We start from the raw sequence: 11,543 nt of genomic DNA on the forward strand, positions 1-11,543 counted from the left end.
CCCAGTCGCTTACCTATGTTGATTCGCATGTCTACTCCCGACACCTCCCCGGCCGGCCCGCCGCGCCGGACGCTGCTGCGCTCGGCCCTGCTCGGCGCGGCCGCCGTCGCCACCACCGGCGCGGTCGCCCCGTCGCCCGCAGCGGCAGCGCCGTCGACCGCAAAAGGCCGGCACGGCGAACCGAAGCCGACGATCGTGCTGGTGCACGGCGCGTTCGCCGACGCCTCCGGTTGGAACGACGTCGCACACCGGCTTCTCCGCGCAGGCTACGACGTCCTGGCGCCGGCCAATCCGCTACGCGGGGTGGCTTCCGACTCGGCCTACCTCGCCGCGCTGCTCGGACAGATCACCGGGCCGATCGTCCTCGTCGGTCACTCCTACGGCGGCATGGTGATCACCAACGCCGCGAACGGCAACGGGAACGTGAAAGCCATGGTGTACGTCGCCGCGTTCGCACCCGACGAGGGTGAGACGCTGTTCTCTCTGCAGACCAGGTACGTGGGCACCAAGCTGACCGCGGACGCGCTGGACATCCGCTACTACACGATGCCGGACGGGACGGGCAGCGCCGACGGGTACGTCAAGGCGAGCGTGTTCCGTGAGGTGTTCGCCGGTGACCTCCCGCCCGCCCAGACGGCGGTGATGCACGCGACGCAGCGCCCGGGCGACGTCCACACGCTGGAACAGCCGTCGGGTGCGCCGGCCTGGAAGGCCGTCCCGTCCTGGTACCTCGTCGCCCGCGACGACAACGTGATCCCCGCCGCCGCCCAGCGCTTCATGGCGCAGCGGGCCGGCGCCAGCACCGTCGAGGTGCGGGCCTCGCACGTCGCGATGATGTCGCGTCCGGACGCCACGACCGACCTCATCACCGCCGCCGCCCGCGTAGCCAGCCGCTAGTTCCTGGAGGTCGACCGACATGGCCAAACCCGACACGATCGTCCTGGTCCACGGCTTCTGGGTCACGCCCCGCTCGTGGGAACACTGGAAGGCGCGATACGAGAACCTCGGCTACCGGGTGCTCACCCCGGCCTACCCCGGCTACGAGGTCGAGGTCGAGGCGCTCAACGCCGACCCGACCCCCATCACCCAGGTGACGATTCCGCAGATCATCAGCCACATCGAGGCGCTGATCAAAGAGCTGCCCAGCCAGCCCATCATCATGGGCCACTCCGCCGGCGGCGCGTTCACCCAGATTCTGCTCGACCACGGGTTCGGCGCTGCCGGTGTGGCGCTCAACTCGGCACCCACCGAGGGGGTCAGGGTGCTGCCGCTCTCCCAGGCCAAGGCGACCCTCCCGGCGTTCAACAGCCTCTCCAACCGGCACAAGGCGATCGCGTTCGACCACGAGCAGTGGCACTACGCGTTCACCAACACCTTCAGCGAAGCGGAGTCGAGGACGCTGTACCAGCGCTACCACATCCCGGCTTCCGGCTCGATCCTGTGGGGCAGCGTGCTGGCCAACTTCCAGCCCGGCCACCAGGATGCCTGGGTCGACTACCACAACGACAACCGGGCACCCTTGCTCTTCGTCGCCGGAGAGAACGACAACCTCATGCCGCCGTCCATCCAGCGCTCCAACGCCAAGCATTACAAGTCCCGCACCGTGACCGAGGTCGTCGAGTACCCGGGCCGGGCTCACCTGATGCCGGCGCAGGAGGGCTGGGAGGAGATCGCCGACTACGCCCTCGAGTGGGCCGTCGACCACGCCCGTTGACGGAAGCCCGCAACCTTCGTCGATCATGATCTGGCCGGCCGCATCGGCGACGAGGCGCGCCGGCCACCAATGTAGGCACGTGGAGAGGCGTGCTGTCATCGATCCGTCCATTGAGTACCGGCCCGTGCGGCACAGGAGAAGACTGTGCGCCGTTGGCGCTGCGTGACCTCAGGCGCCCGCATCGCGGAAGGAGCACGGGGATGGCATTCGATCTGACGGGTCGCGCGTTGTTCCCCGTCGGTGACCTGATCGCGGTGGCGGATTTCCCGTTGGCGGAGTTCCTGCCGGCAGACTCGGTCGACGAGGTTTTCGAGGGGCTCTACTACACGGACTCGACGCTCTACCGCGACGGCGAGAACCTCGTGTTCGACGTACGCCTCGTCTGGGACGGCGAGCTTTCGATCTCACCGCCGGGCACGGACGCGTTCGCGGTCGTGGTTGGCTCGGCGGGAGCCGGGCTGACCACCGCGCACGCGGAGATCGTGCTCGGGCCGGACTTCTCGCTGGCGTTGCGCGAGGTGACGGTGGGGATACGGGTCTCGCCGCACGTGCTGCGCGACGTGGCCACGGGCAACGCCGCTGAGATCTCGGTGTCGGGAGACCTGCGGGTGGGCGCGGGCGGGCTGACGCTGGGGAACTTCGTCGGGGGCACGCTGGCGCCGGCGTACCTTTGTGGAACAGAGATCGTGGTGGCGGCGGCGGACGTGCGGCCGGTGTTCGGCGGCTCCGATCCGCCCGAGTTCCTGGAGAACCAGACCGACTTCCAGGGCGTCGCGTTCGCGAAGCTCGGTGTCACCATTCCGGCGGACCATCTGGAGCTGGATCCCGGGTCGTCGCTGACGGTGGAGCTGACCAACGCCGCGATCGGAACCACCGGTTTCACGGGCGCGGTCGGCGTGATGGCCGACGCGGCGCACCCCGTGAGCGGGAAGCTCCTGGGGTTTCCGTTCCGTTTTCGCGAGCTACGGATAGACGTCGACCAGAACGCGATCCTCGACGCCACACTGGCGTGCGACCTGCGCGTCGAGGCGCTGGAAGACGGCGACGGCGAGAAGTGGCTCGGCGTCGACGTCGCGTTCAGCGGCGACGGGGATCTGACCGCGACGCTGTCCGCAGTGCAGCCGCCGGAGGCGCAGGGCAACACCGAGGCGGTCGTCACCGCCGAGTTCGCCGGGGTCGTCGCGCTCGATCTCGCCTCGCTTCGCATCACGCGGATCGACACCGTCTGGTCGTGCTGGTTCTCCGGGGCGCTGCAGCTCCAGGTGCCGGGCGCCGACTGGCCGAAGGTCGCGTTCGACGAGATCGGCGTGAGCGCCGACGGACGGTTCCACATCGCCGACGGGGGCGGCATCACCTTCGCGACACCGATGGTGGTGGACTGGCACTTCGCCCGGCTGTCGGTGTCGAAGTTCCGGTTCGGGCACGCGGAAGGATCGATGGAACGCCTGCGGATCGCGCTCGGCGCCGAGGTGGTGCTGGTCGAGGGAATCCCGGCGGGCGCGGCGGTCGAAGGTCTGGTGATCGAGTGGACGCCGGGCTCCGGCGCCGGAGCCGACGTGCGGTTCGAGGGGATCGGCATCGAGTTCGGCGTGCCGGGCAGCTTCCGCGCGGCGCTGTCGATCGCATACCGCGACGAAGCGGGAGTCGTCCAGTTCCGCGGCAGCGGGACGATCGAGATTCCCGCGCTCGACGTGCTGCTCGACGTCGCGGTCGTGGTGGGACGCGAGGACGCGCCGCCCGACCCGTTCGTCTACATGTACCTCTTCGCCGACGCGAAGCTGCTCCCGGCGGGGATCCCCGTGGGCAGCACGGGGCTCGCCATCTACGGGTTCCAGGGCCTGATCGCGTACCAGATGGGGATGGACGTGGACCCGGCACTCCCCCCGGACCAGCGCGTCTATGCCCTGTTCATGAAGGATCCGGTGGGCATCACGGCGGGGACCAAGTGGGTGCCGGCGCGCGGGCAGAACGCGCTCGGCGCCGGCGTCGTCCTCGGGACGATGGACAAGGGCTTCGCGATCAACGCCAAGGGAATGCTGGTCGTCGCGTTCCCTGACATCGCGATCCTCCTCCACGCGAAGGCCAACTTCCTCAAGCAGCGGCCGAAGCTCAACGAGCGGCAGGAGGGCGCGCTCGAGGCGCTGATGGTCTACTCCGCGGGCGAGTCGACCTTATCGCTCGACATCGTCGCGAGCTGGGAGATCGCGTCCATCGTCTCGGTGGGCGGGCAGGCCCGGGCGTTCTTCGACTTCACCGACCGCAGCGCCTTCTACCTCGAGATCGGGCGCGACGAGGAGGGCAAGCGCGTCGTCGCGCAGGCGATCAAATGGAACGGGGAGTGGCTCTTCTCGGCGGGGTTCTGGTTCCGTCTCGACGCACACGGTCTCGTCACGGGTCTCCAGGTCGACATCGATCTGCGCAAGAGCAAGGGCGGCTTCTACGTCGAGGTGAAGGGCAGCGGGCGGGCGGAGATGGCGCTGTTCTGGGAGCCGTCGCAGTGGGAGGGCTCGCTCGCGCTGTCCGGGCGGATATCCGCGGGATACAAGGGGATCTCGATCGGGATGCGCCTGGCCGGCGAGGCGCGTGCCCGGGTGAAGCGCCCCTTGGAGGTGCACCTGCACGTCGAGGCGTGCATCGAGGCGCTCTTCTGGGACATCTGCAAGTCGTTCGACTTCGACTGGAAGCAGGTGCTCCCGCCCGTCCTGGAGCTTCCGTTCCGCCGCACCGGGGCGACCCCGCGCCACTGGACTCCGGTGCACGTGGCGGGGCCGCCCGAGCGGGTCGAGGACGGCATCGTGGCGCTCGAGGCGTCGTCGACCCCGATGATCGCGCCACACAGCGGCCTGGCGATCGACTTCGCCAAACCGATGGTCGATCTGACCGGGCGCTTCAACGAGGCGGTGACCCTGCCGGACGGCGGCTTCCTCACCGTCGGCGAGGAGTCGGGCTACGCGGCGGCGTTCCTGCTCGACGCCGTCGAGCTCGTACGCGATCCCGACGGTGTGCGCGAGGCGGTGCCGATCTGGGGCACCTGGGCGCGCGAGACGCTCGAACCGAACACGACCCTGCGGTTGCTCTCCTCGGAGCGCTTCGGTGACGACGGCTCGCTGTCGGACGGCTACGTCGACGGCTTGGACATCGACTACTGCGCCGAGCCGACGCCGACCCAGCAATGCGTGTCGCTTTCGAGCGTGCAACCGGGCTACGGCCGGCTGCGCGACGGCTCGCTCTACGAACTGGTTCTCGACAAGGGCGGCGCGCTGCCGGCCGAGGGGTTGATCCTGCGCCCGCGCGACCGCCTGACCATCCGTTGCAAGGTGAAGGTCAAGGTGGCGCAGCTCGAGATGATCACGCCCGACGGCGCGCTCGAGCGGCTCGAGGTCAAGGCGGATTCGGCCGGCATCTTCACGATCTGGGGCAAGGTCGTGCCGGACCGGCGACTCGTGCGGTTCTGCTACGCCCGCGGGCACGGATGGCTCGACTGGGTCGTCGCCGCGCAACTCGGCGGCACGCTCACGGGCACCGAGGCGTGGACGGTGCCGGCGGAGATGCGGGTGTTCCGACCGAACCAGGCCTACGAGCTGGTTCTCAAGACCACGCCCCGGTTGCTCGCGCCCGACGGCACGGCGAGCGAGCCGCTCGGATCCGCGGTCGTGACGAAGCGCCGCTTCCGCACCTCAGGGCCGCCGGCGTACGACGGCGCGCTGACCAATTACATCGCGGACACCTACCCGGCCGACGGCAAGCGGCCGGCGTACACCGGCTACGACCTCGTCGTGCGGTTCGTGGAGGGATACGTCCCCTACCTCTACCTCAGCGTCGGCGAGGCGCTGGCGATCCGGCTCTTCGACGGACTCGGGCGACCGGTGCGCGACGACGACGGCGGGGAGGTGCTCGTGCCCATTCCGGAGCCCGGTCCGGAGCTCGTGTCCTCGACGCTCTGGGCCTGGGGGCAGATCATCGAGGCGAACGTGGCGAACGGCTGTGTCGACCGGTTGCCGCCGCCGGTGCCGGCAGACACGGTGCGCCGCCTGGTCGACGTCGAACTCACACCGAACTCGCAGTACACGGCGGTGCTCGTGTCGGACGCACGGCCGCACCAGGCGCTGGCGCGATGGGGCTTCACCACGTCGAGGTTCGCGACCTTCACCGATCTCGTGACGCGCGACCGCGAGATCGCGCCACCCCGCACGGCCGCGGGCGCCATCGCCGGCGCGGACTTCGAGGCATGCGTACGCGCGATCGGCGTTCCCACCGTCGCGTACGTGGACCGCTTCACCGTGACGCCGATCCTGGACCCCGGCGGGACAGAACCGGTGGCGCTCCTCCTCGAGGCGCCCGAGCCGTTCGAGCACGGGACCCGCCTGCGCATCACCGTCGACGGGGCGGCCACGACGGCGCTCGCGAACGTCGACGGCACGCGGCTGCTCGTGACGCCGGCCGGCGGGGCGTTCACGCCCGGACCCCTCGACGTGCGGCTGCGATGGCGGCGCGACGCCGGCGCGGCATTGCCGGTCCTGGCCGTCGCCGGGAACTCCTCGGACGAGGTCGTCGACCTCGTCGTCGAAGGCGGTGCGTGATGGCGATCGTCGCGGGGTCCGACATCCACGTGATCGCGTGCCGGCGGGGCTCGCTGCCGACGGGCCAGCACGAGCGGGTCTTCGGGGTCCGTTGGGCGGGCCGACCCGATCTCGGGTTTCCGTCGAAAGGCTTCGTGCTGAGGCGGATCGTCGCCGGAGCGCCCGCACCGGTCGTCGTGGGGCGCTACTTCCTCCCACCGACCACCGACTGGGCGACGTTCAAGACCGCCGCGGAGCAGCGGCGCCCGGCGATGGGCCCCTACTTTCCCGACTTCCTCCCGGAGAACCTGGAATACCTGCTGCCGATCGTCCGCCTGGCGGATCCCGGTGCGCCGGCGGCGGAGCTACCCGGGCTCGTGGAGCGGGCCGCGGACTTCTTCGGCGGCATCCACACCGGCGACCCGGCGCTCGCCTGGGCCCTCTGGCCCGACGGGAACGTGCCGTCGCTGCCGGCGCTGCTCGCCGACCCCGCGGCCCGCGCGGCGCTGACCTCGTTCTACCGCGCCCGCTGCACCGCGTACCTGCTGGCACTCGCCCTGCGCTTCGAGTACGCGGTGCTTTTCGGCCTGGCGACCGACGACCTCGCGCCGGCCGGGAACGCCGCCGTCAGCTACCAGATCACGGGCGAGTGGTCCGAGGCCGGGACCTCGACGACCGACCTGGACGTGCCGAAACCCCCGTGCGAGCCGCCTCCCCCCGCCGAGGTCACGGCCACCCGGATCCCGGGGAACGTCGCCCATCCGGCGTTCCGGGCGTTCGGCGACTGGGTTCCCCCGGCGCCGCTCGCGCCGGCCGACCAGGACGGCGTGCCGCTGCCCGCGACCGCGACGGTTCCACGCGTACCCGCCGCGCTCACCGGGCTCTCGTGGAGCGCCCAGCCGCCGTCACCACGACTGATCGGTTACGGCGCGGCGCTCTACCTGGTCGACCGCTTCGACTTCGGCGCCGACACCGCGGAGCTCGAAGCTACGCCGCCGTTGCCGGCCGGCGCACAGTTCACGCCGCTCTTCGACGGCGAGCCGCTGCTGCGCCCCGCCGCGGAGCCACACACCGTCGACCGTCCCGGCATGGACTGGCCTCCGCTCGAGGGGCACTACAGCTACGACGTGAAGGGCGTGAGCCTGCTCGGCTTCGTCTCGAAGACCGGGGCGCGCGCCTCGGTGCGGCACCACGACGACCTCGCCCCCGTGCCTCCGCGCGCGCGGCTCGCCGGCGGGCCGGCGCTGACCGTCGGCCCCGCCGGCACCGTCACGGCGGAGATCGGGATCGACTGGGCGAGCGGCGAAGATTTCGTCAGCCCGGACGTCGTCGACTTCCGCGTGGCCGGCAGCTTCCGGCCGCTCGACGGCGTCGCGGTCGAGGTGACCGAGTTGCTCTCCGCGAATCCGCTGGTCTGCACAGTGCGCGTGGCGGCACTGGCCGGCCCGTCCGACGCGTACGCCGGGCGGCGGTTGATCCTCCCGAACGGCGAGTTCGTGATCGTTTCACACGGCTCGGGCGGGTCCGCGACGATGACCGTGCGGCGCTCCGCCGGCCGCACGCCGGCCGTCGGCGTGACCGGGGTCGTGTTCGTGCCAGGCGCGCCGACGGCGCTCACCCGGGTGGCCCGGCTGCAGCGGCTTCCCGCCACCCCGGCTCGCGTCGAGAGCCTTGTCTCGGCGGACCCGGCCGACCTGCGGCTGCGGCTGTCCGCCGATCCGACCGCCGAGTCCGGCCGGATCTACCTCCACCTGCTGCGCACGACGTTCGACGCCGAACGCACGAGCGACGGCTACCGGGTCACCGCACCCCCCGCGGAGGGCCCGGGAGCGCAGGCGTGGGAACGCTGGCTCGGGCTGCCCGATCCGGCCACGGCCATCGTCGGATCGCCGGCGCTGTTCTTCCCGCCCCACCACGTCACGGTGACCGTCGCCGTGCCCGTCGGCTTCGTGGGGGGAAGCCTGACCTTCCACGTGACCGCCGCCGACGGCACGCCGTACGTGACGAGCCCGGCCCTTCCGGCTTCCGAGCCGGCGCTGATCGGACTGCGTGGCAACGAGAGCGCCGCCGCGGCGGTGGTGGCGTCGGTGCGGCGCCCGACCGCACCCGAAGCGCCGGTGAGCGTCGATCCCGCGGCGCGGCTGTGGGCCACGTCCGCGGCGAGCTACGCCGAGGCGGCCCGGTTCGACGTCAGGTGGGCCCCGGTCGCGGGCGCGATCCGCTACGAGATCTGGCGTGCGTTCGAGGGCGCGCTGGCCGGTGCCTCGGCGGCGACCAACGACGCGCAACTGCGTGCGCTCGCGGCCGCGCAGCCGGACGCGTTCGAGTTGCGCAGCGGGGAGGTGTTCGGCACGCACCACGTCGACGAACTGCCCGGCCTGGCGCCGACCCGCGTGGTCTACCGCGTCCGCGCCGTCTCCGCCGCGGGCGTGGCCGGCGTGTTCTCGGGGGTGATCGGTCCGGTGTACGTCCCGGACGTGCGTCCGCCGCCGGCGCCGAACCTCGTCCGCGTGGTCGCGACGAAACCGGCGGAGGCCGACCGCGGCATCGCCGTCGAGTGGTCCCAAGCCGCGCTCGACGGGGACATCGGTTTCGAGGTCGAGGTCCGTGCGACCGACCTGGCTGCCCCCTTCACCACCGCGGGTGTCGTCGGCCCCGGTGCCACGCCGGTCGCGGGACGTTTTCGGTTCGTGCACCACAACCGGATCCCAGGCCGGCGGTACGAGTACCGCGTGGTCGCCGTCCGCGAGGCGCTCGATCCCGCGGACCCGGCGGCGGCCGCCCGCCGCCCGATCCGGAGCCATCCGTCGGCGACGCGCACCGGTGTCGCGATCTCGACGACGCCGCCCGGACCTCCGGCCGGAGTCACCGCCCTGTGGGACGCCGCCATGGGTGCGATCCGGCTCACGTGGAGCAACGCCGAGGCCTATGACGCGCTGCTCGTCTACCGGCGCGCCCCAGGACGCTTCGGGTTCGAGCGGGTCGTCATGCTCGACGGGACGGCCGTGGCGCACCACGACCCGGGCCTGGCCGCCGGGACCTGGGCGTATCAGCTTCGCGCGCGGACAGCGACGCGCGAAGCCCGTAGCGCGACCGTGGAGGTGACGGTGCCATGAGGGATTTCCTGCGGTTCTTCCTCTCCGCCACCGACCAGGCGCGGGTCGACCCGGCCTCGGTCACCATCACGGAGGCGGCGCTCACCAACGCGCAGCAGGCACTCACGATCACCTTCAAGATCACGAACCCGGCGGCGGGTCCGCCGCAGATCCGGCCCCTGTTCCCCGGTTCGGTGGTGTACGTCGCCGACCCCGCGGCACCAGGAAGCCTGCCGGAGCCTGCGGCCACCGACGTGACGCCCGCCGGCTACGCGACCTGGCGTACGCGTGGGTCGTTGCGTGTGAAGGTCAACAACACCACGGTCGAAACCGCGATCCGCGACCACGGCGCCACGCTGGAGGTGCAGCCGAACATCGCCTGGTACGCACCGGTGCAGCTCACCCAGACCTTCATGCTGACGACGCTCGTGTCGGGCCTGAAGAAAGGAGACATCAAAGGCGCGACGGCAGTCGTCAAGCCGGCGCACGCCGACTGGCCCAAACACGCCGTGTCGGGCTTCCTGAAGGGCGTCTACTCACCTGAGCTGCGGCTGGGCGCGACCGCGGCCGCCGACGACGTGGCCGCGCACGCGATGCCGGCCGTGGTCATGGCCACCGACGGCACGGTAACGCTCACGATCACCATCGCGCGCACGCAGCCCCCACAGGACGGCCCGGCGGCCGCGATGGACCTTCTGTCACCCGGGGTGTCGCGCGAGGACCCGCGCCACGCGATCAACGGCGGGATCCCGGCCCACCACGTCCTGCGGGTGCTCGGGCCGCACCTGATCGACGCGGCCGCGACCGATCCACTCGCCGACGCGGTGCTCAAGCCAGGACGGGCCTACTTCCCGTTCACGCTGACGCGTACCTGGCAGAACGTGCCCAACTTCTCGGTGCAGTTCCCGCCACGGAGCGCCATCGTGGGCACCGGATCCGGCGGGTCGATCGTGCTGCCGATCCCCGCGCACGGCGTCGTCTACGTGCCACGCGACCCCGTGGTGCCGCCCCAGCCGCCGCCGGTGCTGACCTTGAACTCGATCCTGGCGCCGGCCGGGAGCCCCACGACGTTCCTCGCCGGGTCGACGGCGGATGCGTGGAACGTCAAGAGCGGCACCACGGCGATTCCACTCTCCGCGACGGCGCCGACCCACGTGATCCTCCGCCGCCCGTTGCGGGAGGAGATCCTCGCCGACACCGCCTTTCCTTCGCCCGGCGGCATGCGGTGCACCTACATGTCCTTGCGCCGCGCGACGCGCGCGTTCGTGGACCACCGGGTGACCGGCGGGCGGCTGGTGAACGAGGGGGCGACAACGTCGAAGATCACGCGCGACCTGATGACCGCCGCGTGGAACGCCGCCTCCGCGAGGATCCTGGAAAACGGCAGGCCGGCGCCGTCCGCATCGCCCGGCCTGGCCCGCGAGCTCGAGAAGATCTGGCGCCTCTTCTTCCCCGCCGACGTGCCGGCGCACGACATCGACGGCACCGGCAACACCGCACGCACGGTCATCTACGACGGCGGCCAGATGTTCTACGCGCTGTGGCAGACCATCGAATCCGTGCTGGCGGCCGAAGGCTCGAAACGCAACTTCTCGGACGACCACGTCGGCACGGGAGCACCCGGCGCCGTCGCCGCCATCGGTCTGTCGCCCGCGTTTCTGACCCGGCCACCCCACGCTGGGGCGAGCCCGACGCCCGCCGAACTCACCGCGAACCTCAACGCCATGCTCACGCTCCTGACCCCCGGCGCGGTGCTGCAGTTCTGGCACCTCCGCGACGACTACCGCCTCGAACGCGACCGCAACGGCCCGCCTGCGAGCTACGGCCATTCGCCGATCTTCCGGCGCTACCTGCCGAGCGTCAACGGCGTACCCACCGGGATCGTCGTCATCGACCAGTTCGGGGGCGATTCGGAGTGCCCTGTCGACGCGGACCGCATCACCTGGCACGGGGCCGGACAGGACGTCTGGATCGCGGCACAGTGGAACGACTGACCAACGTCATTCGGGATGGTTGTGCGTGTGACCGCCGACCATGAATGGCGACCGGACACCCTCGTACGTCAGATGCACCACCATGCCTGCGGCCGCGTGGTCGAGGTTGTGGCAGTGCGCCATCCAAACGCCGGGATTGTCGGCGCGCAACGCCACCTGCCACACCTCGCCGGGCTGCACG

At 71.2% G+C, this 11,543-nt stretch carries 6 protein-coding genes; 5 read left to right on the plus strand and 1 reads right to left on the minus strand.

The window, feature by feature from the left end; translation table 11 throughout:
- The first annotated feature begins 27 nt into the window (after window positions 1-27).
- The 5 genes from Air01nite_RS09380 (at window position 28) to Air01nite_RS09400 (ending at window position 11,362) form a co-directional block, all read left to right on the plus strand.
- The gene (locus Air01nite_RS09380; protein ID WP_203701582.1) at window positions 28-897 is read left to right on the plus strand and encodes an alpha/beta fold hydrolase; all 870 of its coding nucleotides are present in this window, start codon (window positions 28-30) and stop codon (window positions 895-897) included.
- A gap of 19 nt (window positions 898-916) precedes the next feature.
- Window positions 917-1,714 (plus strand): alpha/beta hydrolase, encoded by a 798-nt coding sequence (locus Air01nite_RS09385; protein ID WP_203701583.1) that lies wholly within the window; start codon window positions 917-919, stop codon window positions 1,712-1,714.
- A 200-nt stretch (window positions 1,715-1,914) separates the two neighbouring features.
- Window positions 1,915-6,294, plus strand: a complete 4,380-nt coding sequence (locus Air01nite_RS09390) for a hypothetical protein (protein ID WP_203701584.1) — start codon at window positions 1,915-1,917, stop codon at window positions 6,292-6,294.
- Entirely contained in the window at window positions 6,294-9,389 is a 3,096-nt protein-coding gene (locus tag Air01nite_RS09395; RefSeq protein WP_203701585.1) for a hypothetical protein, read from the plus strand. The genes Air01nite_RS09390 and Air01nite_RS09395 overlap by 1 nt, the downstream gene beginning before the upstream one ends.
- On the plus strand, window positions 9,386-11,362 hold the full coding sequence (locus tag Air01nite_RS09400) for a hypothetical protein (protein WP_203701586.1): 1,977 nt from the start codon (window positions 9,386-9,388) through the stop codon (window positions 11,360-11,362). The genes Air01nite_RS09395 and Air01nite_RS09400 overlap by 4 nt, the downstream gene beginning before the upstream one ends.
- 6 nt (window positions 11,363-11,368) lie before the next feature.
- Here Air01nite_RS09400 and Air01nite_RS09405 read toward each other — a convergent pair whose 3' ends face one another.
- A complete protein-coding gene (locus tag Air01nite_RS09405; protein ID WP_275408190.1) occupies window positions 11,369-11,542 on the minus strand; it encodes a multicopper oxidase domain-containing protein in 174 nt (57 codons plus the stop codon).
- Window position 11,543 lies beyond the last annotated feature (1 nt).

This window comes from Asanoa iriomotensis (genome assembly GCF_016862515.1).
In the GTDB taxonomy this organism is placed as follows: domain Bacteria; phylum Actinomycetota; class Actinomycetes; order Mycobacteriales; family Micromonosporaceae; genus Asanoa; species Asanoa iriomotensis.

What these genes read in the sequence shown, in the direction of transcription:
- Air01nite_RS09380 (WP_203701582.1), top strand. Translation starts at nt 28, where the DNA reads ATGTCTACTCCCGACACCTCCCCGGCCGGCCCGCCGCGCCGGACGCTG.
- Air01nite_RS09385 (WP_203701583.1), top strand. Translation starts at nt 917, where the DNA reads ATGGCCAAACCCGACACGATCGTCCTGGTCCACGGCTTCTGGGTCACG.
- Air01nite_RS09390 (WP_203701584.1), top strand. Translation starts at nt 1,915, where the DNA reads ATGGCATTCGATCTGACGGGTCGCGCGTTGTTCCCCGTCGGTGACCTG.
- Air01nite_RS09395 (WP_203701585.1), top strand. Translation starts at nt 6,294, where the DNA reads ATGGCGATCGTCGCGGGGTCCGACATCCACGTGATCGCGTGCCGGCGG.
- Air01nite_RS09400 (WP_203701586.1), top strand. Translation starts at nt 9,386, where the DNA reads ATGAGGGATTTCCTGCGGTTCTTCCTCTCCGCCACCGACCAGGCGCGG.